This window comes from Ruegeria sp. BB5 (assembly GCF_056539405.1).
This window is the reverse complement of record NZ_JBQFUX010000001.1, coordinates 714,040-739,474: the sequence shown is the minus strand read 5'-3', so window position 1 is coordinate 739,474 and position 25,435 is coordinate 714,040. Positions and strand designations below refer to the sequence as shown.

19 protein-coding genes and 1 tRNA gene are annotated in these 25,435 nt (G+C 55.7%); 5 read left to right on the top strand and 15 right to left on the bottom strand.

The window, feature by feature from the left end:
• Nucleotides 1-30 precede the first annotated feature (30 nt).
• From ACR0DL_RS03620 to ACR0DL_RS03600, 5 genes are all read right to left on the bottom strand, one after another.
• Nucleotides 31-507 (bottom strand): hypothetical protein, encoded by a 477-nt coding sequence (locus ACR0DL_RS03620; protein ID WP_480687623.1) that lies wholly within the window; start codon nt 505-507, stop codon nt 31-33.
• Complete coding sequence (locus ACR0DL_RS03615) at nt 504-2,567, bottom strand: glycosyltransferase (protein ID WP_480687621.1); 2,064 nt, start codon at nt 2,565-2,567, stop codon at nt 504-506. The genes ACR0DL_RS03620 and ACR0DL_RS03615 overlap by 4 nt, the downstream gene beginning before the upstream one ends.
• On the bottom strand, nt 2,564-3,646 hold the full coding sequence (locus ACR0DL_RS03610; protein ID WP_480687619.1) for a hypothetical protein: 1,083 nt from the start codon (nt 3,644-3,646) through the stop codon (nt 2,564-2,566). The genes ACR0DL_RS03615 and ACR0DL_RS03610 overlap by 4 nt, the downstream gene beginning before the upstream one ends.
• A gap of 5 nt (nt 3,647-3,651) precedes the next feature.
• The gene (locus ACR0DL_RS03605) at nt 3,652-3,960 is read right to left on the bottom strand and encodes a hypothetical protein (RefSeq protein ID WP_480687617.1); all 309 of its coding nucleotides are present in this window, start codon (nt 3,958-3,960) and stop codon (nt 3,652-3,654) included.
• A 77-nt stretch (nt 3,961-4,037) separates the two neighbouring features.
• Nucleotides 4,038-5,597, bottom strand: coding sequence for a hypothetical protein (locus ACR0DL_RS03600; RefSeq protein WP_480687615.1), 1,560 nt, complete (start codon nt 5,595-5,597; stop codon nt 4,038-4,040).
• Nucleotides 5,598-6,622: 1,025 nt separating this feature from the next.
• Here ACR0DL_RS03600 and ACR0DL_RS03595 point away from each other — a divergent pair.
• Nucleotides 6,623-7,582 (top strand): radical SAM protein, encoded by a 960-nt coding sequence (locus ACR0DL_RS03595; protein WP_480687613.1) that lies wholly within the window; start codon nt 6,623-6,625, stop codon nt 7,580-7,582.
• A 50-nt stretch (nt 7,583-7,632) separates the two neighbouring features.
• Here ACR0DL_RS03595 and ACR0DL_RS03590 read toward each other — a convergent pair.
• The 10 genes from ACR0DL_RS03590 to pyrH form a co-directional block, all read right to left on the bottom strand.
• A tRNA-Ser gene (locus ACR0DL_RS03590) sits at nt 7,633-7,722 on the bottom strand.
• Nucleotides 7,723-7,812: 90 nt separating this feature from the next.
• Nucleotides 7,813-10,248, bottom strand: coding sequence for a DUF3772 domain-containing protein (locus ACR0DL_RS03585; protein ID WP_480687611.1), 2,436 nt, complete (start codon nt 10,246-10,248; stop codon nt 7,813-7,815).
• On the bottom strand, nt 10,248-11,282 hold the full coding sequence (locus ACR0DL_RS03580; protein WP_480687609.1) for a cysteine synthase A: 1,035 nt from the start codon (nt 11,280-11,282) through the stop codon (nt 10,248-10,250). The genes ACR0DL_RS03585 and ACR0DL_RS03580 overlap by 1 nt, the downstream gene beginning before the upstream one ends.
• Before the next feature lie 69 nt (nt 11,283-11,351).
• Nucleotides 11,352-12,467 (bottom strand): NUDIX domain-containing protein, encoded by a 1,116-nt coding sequence (locus tag ACR0DL_RS03575; RefSeq protein ID WP_480687607.1) that lies wholly within the window; start codon nt 12,465-12,467, stop codon nt 11,352-11,354.
• A 30-nt stretch (nt 12,468-12,497) separates the two neighbouring features.
• The gene (locus tag ACR0DL_RS03570; protein WP_170348481.1) at nt 12,498-12,938 is read right to left on the bottom strand and encodes a TrgA family protein; all 441 of its coding nucleotides are present in this window, start codon (nt 12,936-12,938) and stop codon (nt 12,498-12,500) included.
• 16 nt (nt 12,939-12,954) lie between these two features.
• The gene (locus ACR0DL_RS03565) at nt 12,955-14,163 is read right to left on the bottom strand and encodes an SAM-dependent methyltransferase (RefSeq protein ID WP_170375006.1); all 1,209 of its coding nucleotides are present in this window, start codon (nt 14,161-14,163) and stop codon (nt 12,955-12,957) included.
• A 69-nt stretch (nt 14,164-14,232) separates the two neighbouring features.
• Entirely contained in the window at nt 14,233-15,654 is a 1,422-nt protein-coding gene (locus ACR0DL_RS03560; RefSeq protein ID WP_480687605.1) for a cryptochrome/photolyase family protein, read from the bottom strand.
• A gap of 48 nt (nt 15,655-15,702) precedes the next feature.
• Complete coding sequence (locus ACR0DL_RS03555) at nt 15,703-16,929, bottom strand: aminotransferase class V-fold PLP-dependent enzyme (RefSeq protein WP_226688808.1); 1,227 nt, start codon at nt 16,927-16,929, stop codon at nt 15,703-15,705.
• Nucleotides 16,930-17,187: 258 nt separating this feature from the next.
• Nucleotides 17,188-18,774 (bottom strand): BCCT family transporter, encoded by a 1,587-nt coding sequence (locus ACR0DL_RS03550; protein ID WP_170348477.1) that lies wholly within the window; start codon nt 18,772-18,774, stop codon nt 17,188-17,190.
• Nucleotides 18,775-18,985: 211 nt separating this feature from the next.
• Nucleotides 18,986-19,738, bottom strand: a complete 753-nt coding sequence (pyrH, locus tag ACR0DL_RS03545) for a UMP kinase (protein ID WP_170358119.1) — start codon at nt 19,736-19,738, stop codon at nt 18,986-18,988.
• 96 nt (nt 19,739-19,834) lie between these two features.
• Here pyrH and miaA point away from each other — a divergent pair, with 96 nt between their 5' ends.
• From miaA to ACR0DL_RS03525, 4 genes are all read left to right on the top strand, one after another.
• A complete protein-coding gene (gene miaA, locus ACR0DL_RS03540) occupies nt 19,835-20,740 on the top strand; it encodes a tRNA (adenosine(37)-N6)-dimethylallyltransferase MiaA (protein WP_170348475.1) in 906 nt (301 codons plus the stop codon).
• A gap of 312 nt (nt 20,741-21,052) precedes the next feature.
• Nucleotides 21,053-22,723 carry an ABC transporter substrate-binding protein gene (locus tag ACR0DL_RS03535; protein ID WP_170393766.1) on the top strand — a complete coding sequence of 557 codons (1,671 nt, stop codon included), beginning with the start codon at nt 21,053-21,055 and terminating at the stop codon, nt 22,721-22,723.
• A gap of 136 nt (nt 22,724-22,859) precedes the next feature.
• Entirely contained in the window at nt 22,860-23,906 is a 1,047-nt protein-coding gene (locus ACR0DL_RS03530) for an ABC transporter permease (protein ID WP_170348473.1), read from the top strand.
• Between the two features lie 13 nt (nt 23,907-23,919).
• Nucleotides 23,920-25,383, top strand: a complete 1,464-nt coding sequence (locus ACR0DL_RS03525; RefSeq protein WP_170348472.1) for an ABC transporter permease — start codon at nt 23,920-23,922, stop codon at nt 25,381-25,383.
• Nucleotides 25,384-25,435 lie beyond the last annotated feature (52 nt).

Genomic DNA, 25,435 nt, shown 5'->3' with positions numbered 1-25,435 from the left:
CGCCCTGCCCCGGCTCATAACGCTGTACGGTCATTTGCTGTTATCCGCCGGGCTCTGGGACTGAGCCTTTTGCCCGGCCCAAAGCCCGATATCGTCGCCGTCGATAATGATCGCCAGATCCCAGAATTTTCGGATCTCTTCTTCAGCGAACTGCGCAGCCATCGGTTCATCGGGTACGCGCTCAACGCGGAAGCCGAACTGCTCAAATCCGCTGTAATCTATGCGGCTTAGAATGACCGGACACACCTCGCGTTCCAACGCGGCTGCGGTAAGAAATCTTGCCACATTGTATACTGATTTCATGGGGCTCACGATCCGAACACCGATATGAGTTGTCCCGCCCTCATCCCGCTCCCAAAGCGCAACGGAAGGGATCAGGCCCATTTCAGGAAATACAACATTCCCGTGCGGCTTGGGTTCTTGATCGCCAGAGATCAGATCATCCAATTGAACAGGTCGTTTAGGCGTTGTTCTGCTTAGGATATCGTACCATGAAATATCTGTCATTTTCTGCACTTGGCCTCTGCAATGATTTCGGCCGCTTTCGCCGCCCCCGGTTCTGGCAATTCAATTTTATTCAACGCGGTCCGATAGACCTCCAAATCACCTTGATCCAAGCAGTCTGAAACCGTTCGCTCGAGTTTCATGAACTCTTTTTCGGTGATGATCGCGCACAGGTCGCGGTCAGCCAACGCCTGGGCGCGTCGTTCCTGATTGTCCAGATACGGTGCTGATTGGGGGATCAGGATTGCCGGAATCTTGTTGTACAGGATCTCGAGAACAGAATTGTATCCCGCCGCCGAAATGACCAAATCCGCGGCCAGGCAAAGGGTTGTAGCCTCAAAGGTCTGAACAACGTGAGTATTTGACCAACCGAAGGTGGCCGGCTGAACCTTGCTGCCCGGCCAGGTTACGACAAGATGCAAACAGTCTGACCGGTCCTCAAGCATCCCGGAAATTGCCTGAAGTTGCGCCGACCGGTCCGACGCCACGCCGCCGCCTAACATGCTGACAACCAGATGATCAAACTCACGCCCGAACCGTTCAGCCAGCCGACCCCTAAGTCCTTGGCGTTCATCACCCGACTGGACCACACGGCGAAAGATCGGGCCAACGTTGCGAACGTGATCGCCGTAACTGTAGGTGTCGTTTAGCTCTTCAAAGGCTTCGGATGGCACTATGACCTTGTCGAATACGGCCTCACGCTGAAGCATTCTTGGCCTGGACCGCCCATCAGGCCACAACCCACGCCGTATCCAAACCGCCGACAAGTTGCGCTCAAGGATTGTTCGGTAGACGGAATCAAAGACATAGCCGCCGTCAAACACCAACCTGTCATTTTCCTGCAGCGCTGCGCCAAGTCGGCGGTAAGTCAGGATATCGTTGCCATTAAAGTTGGCTGATACTTCAGTCCGCTGAACCAGAGGGATGCTGTCCATGCCTTCGCGGCGCACAAGTGGAACGCAGCTGGGAAAGGCCGCAAAAATCGGTGCCACGTCATCCGGCAATTCTTTGGCAATGATAGCGCATCGCTGAGCGTGCCCCAATCCAACCCCGTTGGTTGGAAAAAACACTGTTCGCTGTGCCGTTCGAATAGGTTCGCGTTTTTGGGGCTTTAGGTCTGCTGCCTTTTCCAACCGGGAAATGTCCACCGAATGCAGCCACTGGGATTTTGTCGCCTGTTCAGCCACCCCGGCAAGGTTTTCAAGTATCTTCCCTGTGAGGTACCCGTCCAAGGCAAGCGGCGTTTTGGGTCCGATCAAAGCCGGGGCGCCAGAGGACACAATGGCCTCATCATCCGTGCAATCTATCGCGACCCCACCAGTGGCGATCAGTTCGACTGCAAGCGCGGCCATGCGAACCCCGGCGACACCATGACCAAACATCACCAGGACATCTGTCGTTTTTGCCAGAATACGGGCGGAAAGATCGGTATACAAAATAGTCGGCAGATCATGAAAGGGCGACTCATTGATCACCTTGTTCTGCGCCCCGTTGACGATAAGTTGCAGAGTATAGTCACTGCGATTGCTCATCCGGGCCAAGCAAGAGAGAGTCTCGGGCGCGTCAAGTTCCATGGACCCCAAGACCACGGCAACATTTGGCTTTTCGACCGCCGAACGAGCCGTTGGCCGAATGTCTGCGACCAAGGGACAGGCCGCCGAAGGTAACATCGAGCGCGGCTGGAAGTCCGTAAGGTCCAACACCGTGGCTTCACGCCCAAGGGCATATGCCAGACGCGCCTTTGCACCGATATAACTTTGCTGCGTTTCGAAACGGCCCGTGGCAACCACTGGAACATCCGCCGGCAGTTGCCTTTGCCGCAGGGACGCAAGAAGAAAATCATCAATCTCCTCGGCACCAAGCACAAATACCCTTTCGACCTCATGCTCGCCCGGATCGACCAAAAACTTGGCAGCATCGTAAACCCGGCCGCGACCTGCGTCTTTCGGCAAGTATTCGGCATCGATACACACGTTAAAACCGCGTGCGGTCAGCTGATCGGCAAAGATCAATTGCGCATCAAAGGTCCGCAGCGAGCGCGTGCCAGCCTCGATGAAAATCATTTCATAACCCCGCTGTCTGCAGTCAGGACATTTGACAACATTGCCCTGAAACTCTCTGCCGAATAACGCTCCAGCACCTTTTGCGACCGTGAGACCTGTTCATAATATCGCTGCGGGTCAGCGACCAGATCAGATATGACCCGGTCCACGTCGCCCGGATGACACGTAAGGACACCATCGCCGAAATTTGCCCCGGTTTCCGGATTGGTAAGAACCACTTTGCCAGCGGCCAGCGCTTCGGTCACGACGCGACCAAAGCTTTCTTGCCAGGTCGGCGCTGTAAAATAGACGTAGAAATCGATCATTCCAAAAAACTCGTCCACACTAATGGCGTCAAAAGGCAGCAAGGTCCAATGGGCCCGAAGAACACCCGCGTTCAGCATGGCATCAGCACCCAGAATGACATTGCTTTGAGAATGCTCGGGAAAGCACATGTCGAGGTCGGAAAGCGATGGGAACTTTTCAAACCCCGGTCGTGAATGCCTGCCCCGACGGTCCTGTGGCTTTTCGCACGGAGGACTTACATCCGTATGGCAGATGTTGAACCAGTCGGTGTCCCGAACCCTCCACTGCCTTGCCATGCGCGAGCTGTCCAACCAATCGTTCACGGTCTTGCGATTATGGGGAGAAATCGGTGCCAGGGTTCGCCTCAGCACAAAAGATGACGCCTCAATCTGGTTCAGGCAGCCGGAAACGTCGAACCCTTCCTCGCCGCCCGGACGCAAGAAATTTTCATGCGTCACCACGATCAGATCACGGGCAAAAATTCTGGTGTTCAGTGCCTCGTTGAACTTTAGAAACGATGGATTGTGCAGGATCACGTAATCCGCACTAATACGCGGTGCATCCCAAATCAGCGGGATATGCAATTCGTCCAACACCTGCCGCAGTGCCGGCGCAACAGATTGATTTTCACCAAAAGTTCGCGAAGTTATCGCGTGTACCTCTAGCGTTCCAAAGTCCACAGCCACCCGCAGTTCGGCCGCAACCGCTGCTGACGTTCCACCGGAAAACCGCGGTTCAATGATGTAGGCGATCTTTGGACGCACTGAGCAATTGATGGCCTCGAGCGCCGTCATAAGCTTTAATGCGCCAGCTCGTTGTCGGTCGCAGCAGACGCGGTACCGGCTGTCGGTCCGGCGGTATAGCCAAAGTTCAAAGTACCCGTGGACGCGGCCTCGTAAAAGCTGCGCAATTCGACCGACAGTTCATCAGTTCCGGTCAGCAATCCGGGATTTCTTTCCAGATACGAGCGTAGCGCCTGGGTGTCGTTGGCCGACAAGAGTTGATCGATGGCAAGGAGATGCTCAAGCGTGATCTCAGCGCGCGCATCCTGCGCCGTCGTCAGAAATAGTAGCGCGGTTACTATGCCAATAAGTCTGCTTTCAGTCATTTTACAAAAACCCGTCGATACTTTTTAACTTTACACAATTCAACTTAGTCCTTCGCACTTACCCTATAATAGCGCCATTAGTTTGTCGTTGTCCTGAGTTTTTTCAGAACCTGACTTTTAAGGCGGTTAACCGGGCTACTTTGGGTTGTGGTCCGGCGGCTTTTCTTGGCCACCCGTTTGACCGGAGCTTGGCCAAGACCTTCGCCGGCCAAATACAATTCGATCACCCCGGTGGGTGTTTTGGATTTCGATCCCGTGAAATCGCGCAACAAGGCGCCTGCGTCCTTAGCAAGGGCGGCAGCTTTGGCCGCATCCTGTCTGTGATAAAACCGCACATTGGATTGGGATACTTTGTAACCAACGCGCGCCGTTCCGCTAAGTTCATGCCCCGTCGTTGTTAATTCAGCAACAAATGAGTCCACAGCATCATTGGGAATCTTGTTTGGCGCGTAGAGCCTGAATGACGCGCCGCCACCACTTGCACTCGGATTCGATGGCTTGGCGTCTTCGCTCGGTAGGGCCGCAATATCCTCGGCAGGCAATGCCGCGGGTGTGGCCGAATCCAGCGGGTTTGGTGTCTGTTTCAAAGTAAGCGCCTGTGGGATTGGCGGGCTAAGCGCCACGTCTTCCAGCAAGATCGAAGGATCAGATGAAACGACTTTCAAAGGACGCTCAGCAGGATTACCCGCCAAGGGACGATCTGGCTGAGGCTCCTGGATCCGAATTGACGGCAACTGGTGATCTTCTGCGGCTTCCAAAGCCACCGGAGATTGCAACGACACAAGCTGTGAAGACACGCTGGGCGCGCGCTGCGGGGGAATGATCTGGTTGATCGAAATCGTCAAAGGATCAATTTCTGTGGAAATCTCATCCACCAGGGCAATCCGCGTGGTGAAAAGCTCTGGTTCAAGTTCATAAGGCAGAAAACTCGGGTTTGCCTCTTGTTTTGGTAGGTCACCAGCCCCGCCCACCGGCAACAGCGGTGGTTCAAGCGCCGCAACAAATGACAAAACGCTAGGCGGCACGCTTGAGGTGCTGGGCTCAACAACCTCGGTGCTAGAAGAAACAGTAGTCGTACGCCGCGAGGGCGGGATCGGGTCAATCGAAATCGCCACTGGATCAAAGCCTGCCGAAACTTCGTCCAGCAAAGCGATCGACGTAGTAAAAAACTCTGGTTCGAACTCATAGGGCAGGAAACTGGGATTAGCCTCTCGTCTCGGCAAATAGCCAGCGCCGCCTACCGGTAGTAACGGTGGTTCAAGCGTCGGAACATACGACAGAACGCTAGGGGCCAGACTTGGAGTGCCGGGCTCAACGATCTCGGCCGTTTCCGCCAACTCGGACTGAAGGGGCGCTGATGAGGCAAGACTGCTCAAATCCTTCGTCTCTTCCAATTCTGCGCCGGATGACGACGGCAATGATGACGCGTCGAACAAATCGGCGGAAATGACAGTTTCGCCCCCTGCTCCACTCGGCACATCAGGTTGCGATGGTCCGGTTTGGCCAAAATCGTCTGCCGCTGTACCATCAGTAGATCCAATAGCCGCGCTTTCAATCGGGTTCGATACACCCAATCCGAACAAAGTCAGAAATATCGAAGACGAAGCAACCACACCGATGGTGCATCCAAGGGCCACCAAGCTCCACCTGATCCTGCGCCGCGTCCGTTGGTGAGCTTTCAGCTGTTGCAGGAGCTTTTTGGACAGGCGATGATCAACTTCCTCGGAAGACAGTATTAAACTTAACTCTGCCCTCGTCAGCGCGCTTAAGGACGCGTCTTCGCTGACCAGAGCGTCATCAGACGGGCCCGGCCTCCCTGCGTCCTTTTCTTCCAGAACGCTCTTGGCTGTTGCTTGGTCTGGTTTAGCAGCTGCACGATCAGTCTGTTCACGATTGGTCGGCTTGTCTTTCTGTCTGGGTGTCCGTGTAGAGGTTGCTTTGTCTCCGCCTTGCAGATCTCCCTGACGAGCCTCAGGACTACTGGGGTCTGCTTTTTTCGACTCGGCTGCACGACGGGCAAGCACTTCATTTCTTTTGTGTCTTGCTTCCTCGACCTGAGCGGACCATGGCTTTTGCTTGCTTTGGGCACGCTCATTTGTGGTTGATTGGTTGGTCCTGCGGCGAACCGGTTTGGGTTGTTGACCCTCTTTGTTTTGCTGCGCAGGCGCCGAAAGGTTTTTTTCTCGTTCTACCCGCGCTTTTTCAAGCACCTTCTGCCACTCGGGGGATTGCACAAAATCATAAATATCCGCCGTTTGATTGGCAGTTTTCTTGGCAACTTTAGGTCGAGTTCTTGGGCCGTTAGCCTTTGTCATAAATTCCCCCGACTGGCCGCCGAAACAGGCCCTAATTTATTGTAAATTCGACAAACCGATTACGCCTTAGCGCCGTAATTTCTAAAAGATTATGTTTAAACTATAAAAAGATGGCCACTCGAAAACAAGTCGACCGAACCCGCAATCGCCCTGTCACATAGGCAATTGGCCTTGTGAAATGGGTTCTCAGGTATCCGAAACCGTCCACCAAAGCGCCATTGATACCTAGTGTTCCAAAAAATTTTGTTCCAATTCCTATTTCAAGCTAGGCTGTGGAAAATTGGTGGGGGCCACAGGACCGCTCTGGTCGCGCTGTCGGAGGAACTTAGCTAAACGCTTGGATTTTAATGGAAGATATCCAGAACCATCCGGACCTATTCACTCTAATTGACCACCCCGATCCTGCGTGTGGCAACATGGTCGTGGTGGACTGGACGCTCGGGAATTCGTGCAGCTATGCGTGCAGTTATTGCCCAAAGGCTTTGCACGACGGTTCGCTTGAGTGGCAGAAAACCGGTGACGTTCTGAATCTGTACCGTCAATTAAATCGACACTATGTGGATGAATTAGGCAAGATTGTCTGGCTGCAGTTTACAGGCGGCGAACCCACAATGCATCCTCGCATCATTGATCTGTTAGGTCATGCGTCCGATATAGGGTTCAAGGTCAGCCTGATCAGCAATGCGTCGCGCACACTTCGGTTTTGGGAGATGATCAACAGCCGCCTGAACAGCGTTATCCTGACCTATCATGCTGAATTTGCAGAGCTGAGCCATTTTATCCAAGTGGCGGGTACGATGACTGACCGTATCACCGTTCATATCAACGTGACGATGCATCCAGATCGTTTTGATCAGACGCTTGAAGATGCGCGAGAATTACGCGCGGCGCTGCCCACCGCTTCGATTTCCTTGAAACCGTTGCGGAAAGATTTCGGAGTGCAGCTGTACGACTACACCGACGACCAGTTGCAGGTTCTCGCGGTGGGTTTGCCCTCGGACAGGGCCCCGGTTGGTGAAGAACCTCGATCAGTGATGCGCGCAACCACGCGGTCGGGCCACACTGAGATACTCCGCCCCAATGACTTCCTTCTTAGGGATATGAACCGCTGGCGTGGATATAAATGCAACGTAGGGCTTGAATCCCTTCGGGTCCGGGGGAATGGCGAAATCTTCCGGGGCGTCTGCGGCGTTGGGGGCAAAATAGGGACTCTCGGCGACGTGCTTGACCTGCCTCGCGGTCAAATTCGATGTACAAAAGACGCATGCTCTTGTCTGGCCGACATCCTGATCCGTAAGGAGATGTAACTTCCGCGCAATTAATAGGTCAAAGTTCAAATGCGGAAATCAGGTAAGGATGGCGGAGAGACAGGGATTCGAACCCTGGAGACGGTTTCCCGCCTACACACTTTCCAGGCGTGCGCCTTCGACCACTCGGCCACCTCTCCGTGCGCGCGATATTTGGACCATCGCCGAGGGATTTGCAAGGGGCGATTAAAGCGAAAATTCAACCTTCCGCAGTTCCGCCACAGGCCCCGTTACAGCTCGTCCCCATCACCGTCTGCAAGATCGGCCTCGGTCATGTCCGCAGGCTTGGAAGACAGGGGTTCGGTAGGTGTTTTTTCCGTTGCAGGTTCGGTTTCTTGCGCAGGCCCCTGCCCTCGCAGCGTCTCAGGATTGCGCAGCCAGACATCGCGCTGCGCGAAGGGGATTTCAATACCTTCTTCGACAAACCGGCGATTGATCTCGTGGTTCATATCCGATTTCACCGAAAGCACCCAGTTCACGTCGCGCAAGATGGCGCGAATTTCAAAATCCAGCGAATCCGCACCAAAGCCCTGAAACACCACGCTGGGCGCTGGATGCGCCAGAACCATCGGATGGGAATTGGCAATCTCACCTAAAATCTTCTCGACCACGCGGGTATCCGTGCCGTAGGCCACGCCCACCGGCACGATAACGCGCCCGATCGTGTTGCCCCGTGTGTAGTTCGTCACCACCCCGCTGATCAGGTCCGAGTTGGGAACGATCACATCGGTACGATCAAACGTCTCAATCCGCGTAGACCGCACCGAGATATCGCGCACATAACCCATCATCCCATTCACATCGATCCAGTCCCCCTTGGAGATTGGACGCTCGACCAGCAGGATGATCCCCGACACAAAATTCGACACGATGGTCTGTAGTCCAAAGCCGATCCCAACCGACAGCGCGCCGGCGACAATGGCCAGTGAAGACAGATCAAACCCCGCCAACATGATGGCCACCAGCGCGGCCAGGAATATCCCCACATAGCCGGTGCCCGCGGCAATCGCGTTCTGACCGCCCGGATCGATACTGGTCTTGGGCAGCAGCGAGTTGCGCAGCCCGCTTTGCAACAGCCGGGTCAAGCCATAGCCGATGACAAACACGATTAGGAAGGTAAAGAAGTTGCGGGGCGAAATCGTAACGCCGCCAATGTCAAAACCAAGCAGCAAACGCGACCAGACTTCAAGCAAGTCAGTCTGCCGTGCGCCCCAATACAGCGCCAGAACCGGTAAAGTCAGGATGGCGATTATAAACCCGGCCAACACCGAAAACAGTGAGTCCCGCGCCGACTCACCTTGCCCGCTGAGCCAGCCGTAAACCGAGGTGATAAAGCGATGAAAGATCGTCAAAGCCGCAAACAGAACCAGCGTTTTCACCGCCGGGAAAACGATCCCCTCGGCTGCGTTGGTATATCCAATAGCCGCCAAAATCGGGCTCGCGATCCCCAGCAAAAAAATTGCCTTGCGCAGAAAGTCCATCAGCTGAGTCAGCCCGGCACTTCGCGGCGTTTCACCAGATTGCCCATCTTCGGCTTCCGGTTTTGAGGTCTGAATCCGGCGGATACGCAGAAGAACCAGCGCGGTTCCCACTACCACAGGAAAGCTGATAACGGCCCGGGTCGCGTCCGAAATGTTTTCGATCTGATCAAACAGCAGCCCGAATTCGTACACGATCAGGAAGATCGCCAGAATATCCAAGTATACCCGCAACTGCGTGACACTCTTGCGGGATAGCCGGTTAAAGTTCTGTGCCGCCTGCGAGATGTGAACCTGACGCCCGATCCAGTCGTAATAAAAGATAATCGCGGCCCAATAAGGAACATTCTGGATTAATAGCGTTCCGCGCAATCCCGGCAGGCCAGTCATGATGATCGCCTGAACCAGCAACCAGACACCCAGCCATGGCAGCAGAATCCGCAGCAGTGAAACCAGAAACGACCACACGCCGCTGCCCCGGCCGCCCAACTGCCGCAGATATTCACCGGCAGCCTCGGACCAGTAACGCCCGTAATACAGCAAAACCCCCGCAGCGACGGTTAGGAAGAAAATGCCCAGCCCGCGCTCTTTCAGGTGTTTTTGAACGATTTTGGTTTTCAGGTTCAGCGCAGATTCATTGATCAGGCCTCGCACAGCCTCGACAATATCGACCCAGGCTGGGCCCCAATAGACAGGGTTAAGCGGCGATACACCGCGTTCTAAAAGCTCTTTTGTCTGCCGCTCGCGCAACAGGCTGTCTATCTCGCTGATCAGGCCGTTGGCGCGGCTGAACGCTTCTTCCGAGATGATTTGCGGCACCTGCAGGCTGGTCAGTTGGTTTTCCAGATGCTCGCGAAGCCTGGCAATCTCTTCGGGTTCGGTCGCATCCCCTTCGGGGGCTGGTCCCAACGCCTTGATCTGCGCGTCCAGCGTCTGGATACGGTCGGTATTGGCGCCACGTGCATTGTTGAAATCCTCACGATAGTTGTGGATTTCAGCCCGCAGGTTTTCCAATGCCGCGTTTGACGTGCGATCGGATTCGATATCCTTCTCGGCGCGATCCGCCGTCTCAAGCCAGTTCTGGTAATATTCGCTTTGCCGATCAGTCAACTGGGCGGCAACGGGGCCACCCAGCATGGCAAAACAAACCAGAAAGAAGGCTAGAAACAGGCGAACCTGCCGCAGCATCATACGTCCTCGAATACGCCAGGAATGCTGCGTGGGGCTTCGGTCATCCAATCTGGCACCGGCAGTTCCTTTTCACGCAGGAATTCGGGATTGAACAGTTTGGACTGATAGCGCGTGCCATAGTCGCACAGGATCGTCACGATGGTGTGGCCTGGCCCCAGATCCTTGGCCAGACGCACCGCACCCGCCATGTTGATCGCGGTCGACCCACCCATGACCAGACCCTCCTCGCGCAGCAGATCAAAGATGTATGGCAGCGCCTCGTTATCGGTCATCTGGTACGAGAAGTCTGGCTTGAACCCTTCAAGGTTCTTGGTAATGCGCACTTGACCGATACCTTCGGCGATCGAGCTGCCCTCCAAAGCGATCTCACCAGTGGTGTAGTACGAATACAGTCCTGCCCCCATCGGATCGACCAGAGCGATCTTGACGCCCTTGGGCTGCAACGCGTCGGCCACGCCGGCCAGCGTACCACCCGAGCCTACTGCACTGACAAAGCCATCGACTTTGCCGCCCGTCTGCTCCCAAATTTCGGGGCCGGTGGTTTCCACATGGGCCTGACGGTTGGCAACATTGTCGAACTGATTAGCCCAGATCGCGCCATTGGGTTCAGTCTGCGCCAGTTCCTCGGCCAGACGGCGCGAATAATGCACAAAGTTGTTGGGGTTGCGATACGGGGCGGCCGGAACCTGAACCAGTTGCGCGCCCGCCAGACGCAGCATGTCTTTCTTTTCCTCGGATTGGGTTTCCGGGATCACGATCACCGTTTTGAACCCCATCGACGCGCCCACCAATGCAAGGCCAATACCGGTGTTACCGGCCGTGCCTTCGACAATGGTTCCGCCGGGCTTCAGCTCACCGCGCGAAATTGCGTCCTTGATGATGTAGAGCGCCGCGCGATCCTTGACCGATTGCCCCGGGTTCATGAACTCGGCCTTCCCGAGAATCTCGCAACCGGTCTCTTCACTGATGCGCTTCAACCGGATCAGCGGTGTTTTCCCGACTGCGTCGGCAAGGTCTCGTGCAATGCGCATGGCGCCCTCATTTCATTACGTATCAACGAAGATTTACAGATGCCGTGCGACAACCACAAGCGGCGATAGTTAACCGCGCAAACGATCGCGATGCCGGGCCAGCCAATTTGCCATCATCAACAGGGGCAAATCCTTGAATTCGTTGTTGTCGACCTTTTGAAGGAACGCGTCATATGGCAGGATTTGTGTGCGAATATCCTCACCTTCCGTAGCAACTCCACCATTGTCGATGGTCCGGGTCAAATCAGCCAACCCAACATAAAGGTAGACATACTCGGTCGATGACCCGCTCGAGGAGTAGGCACCGCCCGCATATTCCAAGGCGTTCAGCGACACCTGCGCCTCTTCCTGCACTTCGCGGTGGGCGGCCTGATCCGGCGTTTCACCGGGGTCGATCATGCCTGCTACCGGCTCCCACATCCACGGTTCGGGATCGTCGATCAGAAAAACCGGCGCTCGGAATTGTTCAACCAAAAGAACAGTGTCGCGCACCGGGTCATAAGGCAGAACAACGACGGCGGCCCCCTGCATCAATCCGCTCCGGTGCAGCACGGGACCCATCGTTCCGTCATGCTGGCGGTGCTGCACATCCAATTCTTCCACACCGAAATAATTGACATAGGCCCGCCGATGGCTTTGCACGATCACATCTTTTGCGACGTCACGCGGATCGCCCGTCTGGCGTTTTCGCGCAGCCAGCTTAGCCCAAGCCCGGGTGCGGATCGGCGCAAAGTTACGAGCGATCGTAGTTGCGTCGACCTTGCCGTAATAGGCCAGCTCTTCTTGTGCAGCCAGCAAGGTCACTTCGGACCATTCATCAACCCAGGCCTGCAACGACCACGGCTTGTCTGGTGTCCACAATTCGGGTTCGGGAAAGAACACACTAGCCTCGGCGCGTGAGCCGTCAGCAACGTCCACACCGTGCGGGCTGAGATCATAGTCGAACCCACCTTCATAAAAAGCCAATCGTTTCAGGTCTTCGGGGCTGAAACCCTGAACCAGCAACCCCATGGCCTGACTGCCCTTTTCTGGAACAATCATCGGGAAAGCCTGCCCTGCCACGCCATAAACCGCATGGTCCGGCAAACTGGCCTGAGATATTTTTATTTGTGACAGCGGGTGGCCAAGCACACATTCCAGCAGCGGCAAATGCCTGAGCGTGCCGTAAAAAAACAAATCGGACACTAGAGTAAAGCTCGTCTAAATTCTGGTGAGTTATCGCCAGCGACGGCCGGCTTCTTCGGTTGCAAGCCCTGCGATAAGAGCTCCGATAGCCAAAGTCCACAGAATTTCCGGAACGATGAGCAATTTGCCGTACTCCACACCAATCTGGAAAATGGCCGTGAGCGCCTCAAACGGGCCGTCATAGCGATGACGCATGGCCAGTCGGAACATCTCGTAGCAACCCTGAACAAAAAGGGCCCAGAATACCAATGATACAACCCCAGCGATGCCATTATTGACCGCGGCGGTCCAGCCGCGACCAACGCGCTTTCCCATCACCTTCCAACCACAGGCCACCGCAATAATCATGTTGACATAGGTGAACCAGCCATAGTCCTTGCCCTCTTCGCCGTTGCTGATGATCATGCTCGACACGATAAAGGCCACTGCCAATAGGCATAGTGAAGCAACAAGTCGCGGCGCAGTGGGCATTCGGAATTTCCCTTTGTTAACTGGGTTTTGCTATAGTGATCTGTGTCACATCGCAGTTGCCAGTGTCAAAGGCCGCGCCACACGCGGTTAAATAATAGTTCCACATGCGCCGGAAACGCTCGTCAAAGCCCATTTCCGAAATTTCGTCCCATTTGTCGTTGAACGTTTCGTACCAACGCCGCAATGTCAGGTCATAACTTTTACCGAATTCCCGCGATTTCACGACGTTCAATCCTGCCTCTGCCACCTGTTGTTTCAGGATCGTCGGCGCGGGAAGCATTCCGCCGGGAAAGATATATTTCTGAATGAAATCAACGCCGTTCTTGTAAATGTCCCAGCGGTGATCGGCAACGGTTATGATTTGAAGGGTCGCGTGCGCACCAGGTTTTAGTCGATCACGCACAGTCTCAAAGTAAACCGGCCAGTATTTCTGTCCGACGGCTTCGAACATCTCGATCGAGGCGATGCCATCATACTGGCCACGCTCGTCGCGATAATCTTGCAATTTGAACTCAACAAGGTCAGAAAGTCCTGCCTTTTCAATTCTTTGTCGTGCAAAGCTTAACTGTTCCTGGCTGATCGTCAAACCTGTGACCCGAAGGCCACGCTCTTTTGCGGCATATTCAGCGAAACCGCCCCATCCGCAACCGATCTCAAGGATGTGGTCACCGGGTTTGGCACCCATTTCATCGACTAGGCTGGCATATTTCGCAGTCTGCGCTTTTTCCAGGCTTTCCTGCCCTGTTTCGAACAGCGCGCTGGAATAGGTCATCGTTTCATCCAGCCACAGCCTGTAGAAATCGTTCCCCAAATCGTAATGGTACGAGATGTTCTTCTTTGCTTGTCGACGGTTGTTGTTGTGCAACCAAAATCGAAGCCGTTCATAGGCTTGCACCAGGAACCTTCCGGTGAAATCGTCATACACCGTCTCGGTCCCTAAATGCACCAGATCCATGAACGATCGCAGGTCGGGCGTGCTCCACCCACCTTCTAGGTAAGAATCCGAAAAACCCAGCTCACCCTCTCGGATCAAACGCGCAAATACGTCGGGATCGTGAATGTCCACGCGCGCCACTGGCCCCGGCTTGGCACCTTCGGATCGGAACACGCGCCCATCGGGCAAAGCGATATCCATTCGCCCCGAACCCATCCGGTTCAACATTTTGAACACTTGAGCAAAGTATCTGGGCAGGTCTTTTTGCCCTTCAGTTGTCGTCAGGATCATCCGCTCTCCCCTGTGCGGCCGCAGTTAAAAGCTAGGCCGAGTTTGTGTTTCTGGCAAGTTTTCAGTTCCTTACCCGGTTTTTCGGCCTTCATAAGCCGCCAAGGCCCGTGCTCGGCCAGTGGCCAGATCAACCACTGGTGAAGGGTAATTTTCCGCCGGATCAAGCGCCCACGAATGCGGTACCGCCCGGAAATATGCCAAAGCCGTAGCCGAAGGCTTGGCCCGCCCTTCGGCGATCCAGTGCTTTAGATAGACATCATCAGGATCAAATTTTTCCTGCTGTGTCAGCGGGTTAAATATCCGAAAGAACGGTGATGCATCCGGACCCGAGCCTGCAACCCACTGCCAGCCCATCGCGTTGGCCGCCGGATCCCAGTCTATCAGGCAATCGGCAAACCAGTTTAATCCGATTTTCCAGTGCGTCATCAGATGCTTGGTCAGGTAGCTGGCGACAATCATGCGCGCGCGGTTGTGCATACGGCCGGTCACATACATTTGACGCAATCCCGCATCGACAACCGGAATTCCAGTGCGGGCCTGTCGCCAAGCGACAATTGCGGGATGATCGGCGTCCGTGTTCCAAGGGAAACTGTCCCATTCCGGTTTCCAGTTCCCGCTGAGCAAACGCGGTGTGTGATACATCAAGTGATACGCAAACTCACGCCAAACTAATTGACGCAAGTAGGCGTCTGTCCCTTGCGTGCCGTTCATCGCAGCCCGCTGTACCGCATGCCAGACACTGCGGGGGCCGATTTCGCCAAGCGATAGGTATTCGGACAGATCCGAGGTGCCCTCCAAATCCAAACGGTCCCGATCGTGCGAATAGTCTTGGATTCGGTCCAGAAACTCGTGCAAAGCCTCAAAGGCGGCATTCTCGCCGGGGCGGACAAAAGGTGCGACCACGGCTGCGCCCCGGTTCATTGCCGCACCCAGGTTCCAACCGGTCAGGTTTTCCGAAGTCGGCCAATTCAAGGGTGCTTTGATCGACGACACGCCTTCAGGCGTGGCAACTTCTCGGCCTTGAACGGATCGCCACATCGGTGTGAACACACGAAACGGCTGGCCTGTTTTGGTTGCTACGGTCCAGGGCTCAAACAGTAAGTGACCCGCAAAGGATTTGGCCTCTACCCCCTGCTCTGCCAAAGCAGACTTAATGCGTGTGTCACGGTCGATGGCATCAGGATCATACGCTCGCGTCCAATAGACGCCGCTGGCTCCGGTTTCTGCGATAAGGTTCTGCAAAACAGTCAGCGCGTCCCCGCGCCGCAGGATTAACCGGCTGCCAATGTGCGAAAGAGATTGCGCGAAGGCCTCAAGCCCCAGCCCAAGCCGCCATTTCGGCGCGGCACCGAGCGCTTGAGCCAAATCATCCAGTATGAAAACCGGTAGAATAGGACGACCCGTTTGGACCGCAGCACTTAGCGCGGGATGGTCCGACAGGCGTAAGTCCCGCCGGAACCACATGATGATCGGTGAATGTTTGTTTTCCATGACCGCCCGGCTGTTTTCTTCGCATTACGATGCTGAGCAGAAACCGGATCACAAAACGGCGTCAAGTGCGCCCAATAACTGATCAATTTCCTGTTGAGAGGTATAGTGCGTAAAGCTGACCCGCAGCACGCCCTGATCCAAATCCACACCCATCGCCTGCAACGGGCGCACGGCGTAAAAATCGCCGCCTCCTGCCATGATCCCGTGTTCAACCAGATCGGTGGCCACGGCTTCGGCATTCCGGCTCAGCGATAACGCTACGGTCGGAGCGCGACGTGTAGCATCTGAGGTACCGATCAAGCGTACGGCATTTCGATCCTTGACCGCGTCCAATACGGGCTGCAGCAGCGCAACCTCCTGCCCGCGCATCAGGTCATGCACAAAGGCTCCCCGTTCGGTTGCGTTACCCTTGGGGCCGTTATGGTGGTCGCACAACAGATCAACGTAATCCGCCATACCTGCACTGGCCGCGATCTGAGCGTGATCCGGACCCGCCGGGGTGAAACGCTTGTACAGCGCGTCTGCATTGAAATAGTGCGCCTGGTTTGGCAGCAGCTCACCAAGCGCACGCCTGATCACCATGCAACCCTGATGAGGGCCGTAGGTTTTATAGGCCGAGAACAGATAGATATCCGGCCCCAGATCGCCGACATTTGGGAACCCATGTGGCGCGTATGAAACGCCATCTACACAGACGAACGCTCCCGCCGCATGGGCAATGGCGGTGATTTCGGTGACCGGGTTGATCTCTCCGATCACGTTGGAACAATGCGGGAAACAGACCAGACGCACCTTCTCGTCCAGCAGGTTCTCAAGATCCTGCGGGTTGAGCGATCCGGTTTCCGGGTCGATCTGCCATTCGCGGATTTCAAACCCGTCCTCGACCAGGCGCCGCCACGGTCCCGAGTTGGCCTCGTGATCCTGATTGGTGACAACGATGGCATCGCCCGGCTGCATCCACTGGCGAAATGCCTGCGCCAAAACATAGGTGTTCTGAGTGGTCGAGGGGCCAAAGCTCAGCTCATCGGTGTTCACACCCAGAATCGCAGCCATGCGTGCGCGGGCTTCATCCATCTCTTCGCCTGCCAGACGGCTGGCGTCATAGGGGCCGTAGGGCTGCACTTTGCGTTGCGTATAGTAGCGCGTCAACCGGTCCAGCACCGGCTTACAAGTATATGACCCGCCTGCATTTTCAAAGAACGCCTGACCTTGCAGGCTGGGCTCGGAAAAAGCCGGGAACTGCGCCCTAACGAAATCGATATCAAGAGTGCCCATGGCACGTCGCTCCTTGCTCATGCTGCTTGTTCCGATGACGTGCCCGCGCATGATTTCGGACAACTCGGAAATCACGGCAGGTCTTCCAGCCCAGCCACAGCCCCAGTCAAACAAACAGGAGCACGGGCAGTCTTTCAGGACCAAATCTGGCAATCAAAAGACGCGGATACATAGCCAGCGGCCCTAAGCTCGGTCAACCCGGCATGAAACAAAAAAGCCCCGGCGCTTGTCCGGGGCTTTCGAAGGGCTGAATTGGATTCAGCGGCGTCGCTTTTCGTTCGCAAGACCGATGAAGATCGACACGCACATCAGCACCAGAACGATCGCAAACGGGAAGCCTGTTGCAATCGCAGCAGCCTGCAGCGCACCCAAGCCGCCACCCAGCAACAGAACGATCGCGATAGCGCCCTCCAGAATGCACCAGAACACACGCTGCGCCGTCGGCGCATCGGTTTTGCCACCTGCCGTGATCGTATCAATCACCAACGAGCCGGAATCCGAGCTGGTGACGAAGAATACAACCACCAGAACGATGCCAACGAAGGACAGCAAACCTGTCATCGGGAATTGTTCAAACATGGAGAACATCTTGAGTTCTAGCGCAGCATCCGACAGGGCCTGCCCCGAACCGGACATAACCTGATCCAATGCGGCTCCACCAAAAACGCTCATCCACAGGGCACCTACAACGGTTGGGATCAGGATCACGCAAGTCACGAATTCGCGCACGGTTCGGCCGCGCGAGATTCGGGCGATGAACATGCCGACGAATGGTGACCAGGAGATCCACCACGCCCAGTAGAAGGTGGTCCAGCCCTGCATAAAGTTGGTGTCTTCGCGACCAACCCAATTTGACAGTGCAGGCAATGCGACCACGTATTCAATCAAGCTGTCGAAAAAGCCGGTCAGAATCGCCACGGTAGGCCCAAGGATCAGCACCAGCAGCAACAAGGCCGCGGCCAGGATCATGTTGGCCTCGGACAACCGCTTTACGCCCTTATCGAGGCCAGCAACCACCGAGATCAATGCGAATGCCGTGATCAGACCGATCAGCAGAACTTTCATCCCGTCCGTAATTGGAACATCGAACAGATAATTCAGACCAGCCAGCGCTTGCGTTGCGCCCAAGCCCAGCGACGTCGCCAAACCGAAGATCGTGGCGAACACGGCTAGAACGTCAATGATGTGACCCAACGGACCCCATGTCGCCTCACCAAACAGCGGGTAGAACACCGACCGCATGGTCAGCGGCAGACCGCGGTTGAAGCTGAAGAACGCCAGCGCCAGTGCCACCACTGCATACACGGCCCAAGGGTGCATACCCCAGTGAAAAATGGTGGCTGCCATCGCCAGCTTCTTCGAGGCTTCGGGGTCCTCCAGACCGGCACCTAACGGTGCCCAGTCGGTGCGAAGGCCATCCTCGCCAGCGGCAACCCCGCCCAGCGACGACCCGTAATGCGAGATTGGCTCGGCCACGCCCCAGAACACCAGACCGATGCCCATACCCGCGGCAAACAGCATCGAGAACCACCCGGCATAGCTGTAATCCGGCTTGGCATCATCCCCGCCCAGACGGATCGAACCATACGGCGTGACGATCAGCAGTAGTGAAAACACGACAAAGATGTTCGCCGCAATCATGAACACCCAGTCGAAATTGCTGGTCAAAGCCGGTCGAAGCCAGCCAAAGAACTCGCTCGCCTGCTCGCGGAACACCAGCGAGAAGAACACGAATGCAATGATGGTTAGCCCCGAAACGGCAAAGACCGGATTGTGGACGTCCAGACCCATGATCTGAACGTTGTCCTGACCGACTTCATAGTCGGTTTCCGTATTGTCGGACATTATCTTTCCTTCCCCTTATCGATGCGCAGGACATCCAATATCCGGATCGGCAAGGGCGTAACTGAGAAGACCACCTATTACTTAAAAGCGACAAAATGCGTAAAAGTGACAGGCTTGCTTCATATGACCGCCATGACGAAAATCGGTCACTGTAAATGAAAACAGGCCGGGCAATCGCCCCCGGCCTGCACACAAAAAGCTGTCGAAGAATTTAGCCCTGAACCTTGGTATAGGTCCCCTCACCCGCCAGAATTCCGCGGAACCCGCCCGGCTCATCCAAACCGAATACGATCAGCGGCAGGTTGTTGTCGCGTGCCAGTGCAATGGCCGAGGCATCCATGACGCGTAACCGCTTGGCCAGCACGTCATCATAAGTAACCGTGTCATAGCGCACTGCGTCCGCGTGTTCTTTGGGGTCTTTGTCATAAACCCCATCCACACCGTTTTTGCCCATGAAAATAGCCTCACACGCCATTTCATTGGCACGCAGAGTCGCGGCGGTGTCGGTGGTAAAATACGGGTTGCCAGTTCCCGCAGCAAAAATGCAAACCCGCTTTTTCTCAAGGTGGCGCACGGCGCGACGGCGGATATAGGGCTCGCACACCTCATCCATGCGAATGGCCGAGATGACACGAGTGAACACACCGATTTCCTCAAGTGCCGACTGCATCCCCAGCGCGTTCATCACCGTGGCCAGCATGCCCATATAATCTGCTGTTGTGCGCTCCATCCCCTGTGCTGAACCGCTGAGGCCGCGGAAGATGTTGCCCCCGCCGATGACCATGCAAATCTCGACCCCCAGATCATGCACCGACTTGACCTCTTGTGCGATGCGCTGAACGGTGGGGGGATGCAAGCCAAACCCCTGATCGCCCATCAACGCCTCGCCCGAGATTTTCAGCATCACGCGATTGTACTTGGTTTTGGCGGTCTCGGTGGATTCGACGGTCGGGGAAAGGCTCATGTTGCGCTCCGGGCTGGCACGGGTTTATTTTCCGGCGCAAAATGAAGCAAAACCTTCGCAGGTTCAATGCGATTGGTGACGATTGAGGCAGCCCGAATGGACAATAACGACAGATCGCAGATTTGGGACCGCCTGCCCCCCATCCCCGACGACAAACCGGTGTTGATTGCGGGGCCGACCGCCTCGGGCAAATCGGCCCTGGCCCTGCAGATTGCCGAGACGTTCGGCGGCGTGATCGTCAATGCGGATGCGAGCCAAGTCTATGACTGCTGGCGTGTAATTTCGGCCCGCCCTTCGATCGAAGAAGAGGCCCGCGCGCCGCATCTGCTTTACGGCCACATCGCGTATGATCAGGAGTATTCGACGGGTCATTGGCTGCGCGAGGTAACGCCACTGCTGACCGGGGGACAGCGCCCGATCATCGTGGGCGGCACCGGCTTGTATTTCTCGGCGTTAACCGAAGGGATGGCCGACATCCCCGCCACGCCGCTGGAAATCCGCGCCGAGGCAGACCAACTGGACCTGACCGCATTAATTGCTGGTGTCGATACGCGGACACAGGAACGGATCGACACGCAGAACCGCGCCCGTGTTCAGCGAGCTTGGGAGGTGCAGCGGGCTACCGGACGAAGCCTGAGCGACTGGCAGGCTGAGACACCGCCGCCCGTTCTGAATTTGACTGACACGGTTCCGATCGTTTTTGACGTGGATAAACAATGGCTTCTTGATCGCATCACCCGGCGGTTCGATCTGATGCTGGACTCTGGCGCGCTGCAAGAGGTCGAAGCGATGCGAGACCTCTATGATCCGACGTTGCCCGCCTTCAAAGCCATCGGCGTTCCCGAATTGCTGGCCTATCTTGACGGTCATCTTACGCTGGACGCCGCCAAAGAGCGTGCAACGATTGCCACCCGCCGATTCGCCAAACGTCAGCGCACCTGGTTTCGCGCACGGATGAAGAATTGGAATCAGATAGATTTCTCAAAACGATACAAGCCGTAGTTCAAACTTCATCTCCGAGAATCCTTTCCAGCGATTCCCCCAAACGCCAATTGTTTCGGTTCACGACAGTATACATCGCTTGAAATAAGACGCTGCGGGCCCGAGACAACAGCAAACACTCCCAGCCATGTCGTTTTTGTGCTATCTACGTCGATTTCGAACATTGACCTCATTTGAATTCTAGGGCGGAATAGCCCCATGGGGATGATGAAAATCCAACGAGTATTCCGAGAACCTGCTGTTCGCCTCAATATGGTCTGAACGGTTCCAACCTTCTTCAATAAAAAGAACATGTCACAGGGAGAGACATCGATGAATAAGCAAACCTTTACCGGAGCACCGATTCACTGGGCGGCAGAGATGCATGCTCAGGAATATCGGGACGGCAAATTAAGCCGGCGCGAGTTTCTGACCCGCGCCACGGGTCTGGGTGTTACTGCTGTAGGTGCTTACGGCATGATTGGCTTAGCAGCCCCTGTCCGCGCCGAGGGCGAAGATACCAGACAAGAAGGCGGCACCCTGCGCGTCCAGATGAGCGTTCGTGCCCTGAAAGACCCACGCACGTATGACTGGTCGGAAATGGGCAACCAAACCCGCGGCACAATGGAATACCTGGTCGAATACAACTCGGACGGTACATTCCGCGGAATGTTGCTGGAAGGTTGGGAAATCAATGATGACGCCACTGTCTACACACTGAAACTGCGCCCGGGTGTGAAGTGGACCAACGGCGATGATTTCACTGCAGATGATGTGGCACGCAATATTGCGCGTTGGTGTGACAAAAGCTCGGAAACCAATTCGATGGCAGGTCGCTTTGCGACACTGATCGACGCGGACACCGGCCAGGCTATCGAAGGCTCGATCGAAGTTGTTGATCCGACGACGGTGAAACTGAACCTGCCAAGCTCGGATATTTCATTGATTGCCGGCATGTCCGACTATCCGTCGGCCATCGTGCATAGTTCGTTCAATGAAAACGACCTACTCAACAACGTCGGAACCGGTCCCTACATCCTTGAAGAGCTGGAAGTCGGGGTCAAATGCACATTGGTGCGCGCACCTGACCACACCTGGTGGGGTGAAGAAGTATTTGGTCCTGCGACATTGGATCGTATCGAATATATCGACTACGGCACCGATCCGTCGGCATGGCTGGCAGCCCTGGAATCGGACGAAGTCGATATGCTGCACGAATCCGTTGGTGAATTCATCGATGTGATGGACGGCCTCGGCTATGAGAAATCCGAAGTGATCACCATGGGAACCCTCGTGATCCGTCCCAATCAGCTGGCCGAAGTTGACGGCAAACAGGTTTATGCCGACAAACGCGTGCGCAAAGCTCTGCAAATGGCGGTGGACAACAGCGTTCTGCTTGAATTGGGCTATGGCGGCCGCGGCACGCTGGCTGAAAACCACCATGTCGGGCCTATCCATCCGGACTATGCAGAACTGCCCAAGCAAACGGTCGATCCGGCTGGGGCGAAAAAGCTCATGGAAGAAGCTGGCATGGCTGATTTCGAGCACGAACTGCTGTCGATTGACGACGACTGGCGCCGTAACACAACCGACGCTGTTGCCGCGCAGCTGCGGGACGCGGGCATCAATGTAAAACGCACGGTTCTGCCGGGGAACACCTTCTGGAACGACTGGACGAAATACCCCTACAGTTCAACCAACTGGAACCACCGCCCTCTGGGCGTACAGATCTGGGCATTGGCGTATAAATCCGGTGAAGCTTGGAACGAGTTCGGTTGGGCCAACTCCGAATTCGACGCCATCCTGACCGAAGCCCTGGCCATTGCCGACGCCGACAAACGGCGCGAAGTGGTCGCCAAAGGCGAGGCGCTGATTCAGGAAGAAGGCGTGACCATCCAACCCTACTGGCGCGCGCTGTATCGCCATATGAAAGATGGTCTGGTCGGAACCGATATGCATATCGCTTTCGAACATCACCACTACAAGTGGGGTTGGGCAGCCTAAAACCTGTCAGACAATCAACGGGGGCGCCTGATCCAGGCGCCCCTTTCCAGCCGCAGACAACCCGGCGTCAAGTCGGAAGTCCGAGGCCAGAAAATGGTCCAAAGATCTGCGGAACACCCGAAAAACAGGGGCCATCATGGGACTATTCATCCTCCGACGGTTTGGCGTCATGCTATTGACAGCATTGTGCCTGACGTTCGTGGTCTTCTTTCTGACCAACCTATACCCAAACTTGGAAAAGCTGGCCAAAACCCAGGGCAACCAACGGATGTCCGACGAACAGGTCGAGGCCTGGCTGGGTAATCGTGGCTACCTGCAACCCACGTTGGTCAAATATGGCCAATGGCTGGGCGTGGCACCGGGGTTTTCCAAAACTCTGGATGACGGCACATTCGTGGGCACCTGCACCCGTCCCGGATTGACCGAGGAAACGACGCCCCGGTTTTGCGGCATCCTTCAGGGGGACTGGGGCTATTCCACTGTTTTCAAGGATGAGGTCGGCACCATTGTCGCCAAGCGATTGGGCAATACCGGCTACTTGATGATGTGGGTTTTGATCCTGATGGTCCCATCAGCCCTGTTGGTGGGCGTACTGGCCGGGATGCGCGAAGGCTCAGCGCTGGATCGGTCTCTGTCCACGTTCTCAATCATAACGACGGCGACGCCAGAATATGTGTCGGGCGTGATCTTCATTGCCATCTTTACCTCATCCACCGTTGGTCTGAAATGGTTCAAAGGCACTGCAACGCAGGCGATGGACAATCCGACCTTCGAGAACTTTTTCCTGCCGGTACTGACCATTGCGTTGTATGGCATGGGTTATATCGCCCGAATGACCCGCGCCTCGATGACCGAGGTGATGACAGCGCAGTACATTCGCACCGCGCGGCTGAAAGGCGTATCCTTCCCCAACATCGTCATGAAACACGCGCTGCGCAATGCGCTGATCGCGCCCTTTACCGTCATTATGCTGCAGTTCCCATGGCTGCTGAACGGCGTGGTGATTGTTGAGACGCTGTTCAACTACAAGGGCTTCGGTTGGGCACTGGTGCAGGCGGCTGGCAACAACGACATCCAGTTGCTGTTGGCGATTTCGGTCGTGTCGGTCTTTGTGGTGCTGTTGACCCAGCTGATCTCGGATATCGGCTATGTCTACCTCAACCCGCGCATTCGCATTTCTTAAGGAGGGTTAGAACATGGAACCACTTACCTGGACCGGCTCTATCGCCTTCCTGAACCCGCTGTTGATGATCGCAATCGCAGCCCTTCTGGTCTCCATCGTGACTTGGATAGTTGGCAGTATCGTACTGCCCGAGGCGCCGATGAGTGTGAATCTGGACGGCACGCTCAGCTCAGGATCGGGCATGCGTGGGTTGACGCAAAAGGCGCTGCGCTACAGCTTTGCTGCCTGTGTCGCGCTTGCCGTGGCCTATATCGTGCTGGGCATCGTGTTGGGTACCAGCGCGGGGATCATCGGTGCGATCTCACAGCAGTTTCTACCTGTCTGGCTGTCGCTGATCATCCTGTACGCCATGTCGATCGCGTTTAAGCGGCGTCTGGGCCTTTATGGCAAACTGTTCGACAGCCCCATCGGCATGATCGGCTTCGGCCTTGTGATGTTCTGGGTTTTCACCGGCATCTTTGGGGCATTGGACCTGATCGTTACCCATGACCCGCTGTCACAGATTTCTGGGATGAAAAACAAAGTTCCCGGAACACCTCTGCCCAGCCCGGAAGAGGGGGAATACACCTGGTATCTGTTGGGGGGTGACAACCTTGCCCGCGACGTCTTTAGCCGCATGGTCAAAGGTGCCTGGATCGTGGTGCAGATTGCGCCGCTGGCAACGTTGTTTGCCTTTATGGTCGGGATCACTCTGGGTCTGCCCGCGGGTTACTATGGCGGTCGGTTGGATACGTTTCTGTCCTTCCTGGCCAACCTTATCCTGGCCTTCCCGGTGATCTTGCTGTTCTACCTGCTGGTGACACCGGAAATCGTAGCGACGGGCGTGCCGAATTATATGGCAGCTGTGTTGTTCGTCTTTCCGATCCTATTCATAGGCGTTCTGCTGAATTCACGCTATTACACGCGACCGAATTTCCGCACACCGCTGCTGATCGGGGTTTTGGGCGTTGCGATCTGGTTCTACCTGTCGCTGATCTCGACCGGTGGTTACATCATCAATACCGATAGCTATCGCATCTGGGGACTGCCGACTTATCTGGACCTGTTCGATATTCCCGGCGGCATCCTGGTGGTGTTCGTATCCGTTGTGTTCGTGAATTCACCCACCGTGTTCCGCATCGTGCGTGGTTTGGCGTTGGACATTAAGACGCGAGATTATGTGGCGGCGGCGCAAACCCGTGGAGAAGGTCCATGGTACATCATGCTGTGGGAAATTCTGCCAAACGCGCGCGGTCCGCTGATTGTCGATTTCTGCCTGCGGATTGGCTACACCACCATCCTTTTAGGAACCTTGGGTTTCTTCGGACTGGGGCTGCCACCGGAAAGCCCAGACTGGGGTTCGACGATCAACGAGGGGCGCAAGCTGTTGTCGATCTATCTGCACCCTGCCCTTCCGCCTGCGCTGGCGCTGTTGTCACTGGTTCTTGGATTGAACCTGCTGGCAGACGGCCTGCGTGAGGAAAGTCTGAAGGACTGATGTGATCGAGGCCGGGGGCCCTGCCCCCGGACCCCCGGAGTATTTTCGAAAA

Bases quoted from the DNA above. Each gene is read 5' to 3' on its own strand.
- miaA (WP_170348475.1), top strand. From the start codon at position 19,835: ATGGACAATAACGACAGATCGCAGATTTGGGACCGCCTGCCCCCCATC.
- ACR0DL_RS03595 (WP_480687613.1), top strand. From the start codon at position 6,623: ATGGAAGATATCCAGAACCATCCGGACCTATTCACTCTAATTGACCAC.
- pyrH (WP_170358119.1), bottom strand. From the start codon at position 19,738: ATGAGCCTTTCCCCGACCGTCGAATCCACCGAGACCGCCAAAACCAAG.
- ACR0DL_RS03530 (WP_170348473.1), top strand. From the start codon at position 22,860: ATGGGACTATTCATCCTCCGACGGTTTGGCGTCATGCTATTGACAGCA.
- ACR0DL_RS03615 (WP_480687621.1), bottom strand. From the start codon at position 2,567: ATGATTTTCATCGAGGCTGGCACGCGCTCGCTGCGGACCTTTGATGCG.
- ACR0DL_RS03550 (WP_170348477.1), bottom strand. From the start codon at position 18,774: ATGTCCGACAATACGGAAACCGACTATGAAGTCGGTCAGGACAACGTT.
- ACR0DL_RS03610 (WP_480687619.1), bottom strand. From the start codon at position 3,646: ATGACGGCGCTCGAGGCCATCAATTGCTCAGTGCGTCCAAAGATCGCC.
- ACR0DL_RS03565 (WP_170375006.1), bottom strand. From the start codon at position 14,163: ATGATCCTGACGACAACTGAAGGGCAAAAAGACCTGCCCAGATACTTT.
- ACR0DL_RS03570 (WP_170348481.1), bottom strand. From the start codon at position 12,938: ATGCCCACTGCGCCGCGACTTGTTGCTTCACTATGCCTATTGGCAGTG.
- ACR0DL_RS03535 (WP_170393766.1), top strand. From the start codon at position 21,053: ATGAATAAGCAAACCTTTACCGGAGCACCGATTCACTGGGCGGCAGAG.
- ACR0DL_RS03560 (WP_480687605.1), bottom strand. From the start codon at position 15,654: ATGGAAAACAAACATTCACCGATCATCATGTGGTTCCGGCGGGACTTA.
- ACR0DL_RS03585 (WP_480687611.1), bottom strand. From the start codon at position 10,248: ATGCTGCGGCAGGTTCGCCTGTTTCTAGCCTTCTTTCTGGTTTGTTTT.
- ACR0DL_RS03525 (WP_170348472.1), top strand. From the start codon at position 23,920: ATGGAACCACTTACCTGGACCGGCTCTATCGCCTTCCTGAACCCGCTG.
- ACR0DL_RS03580 (WP_480687609.1), bottom strand. From the start codon at position 11,282: ATGCGCATTGCACGAGACCTTGCCGACGCAGTCGGGAAAACACCGCTG.
- ACR0DL_RS03605 (WP_480687617.1), bottom strand. From the start codon at position 3,960: ATGACTGAAAGCAGACTTATTGGCATAGTAACCGCGCTACTATTTCTG.
- ACR0DL_RS03620 (WP_480687623.1), bottom strand. From the start codon at position 507: ATGACAGATATTTCATGGTACGATATCCTAAGCAGAACAACGCCTAAA.
- ACR0DL_RS03555 (WP_226688808.1), bottom strand. From the start codon at position 16,929: ATGGGCACTCTTGATATCGATTTCGTTAGGGCGCAGTTCCCGGCTTTT.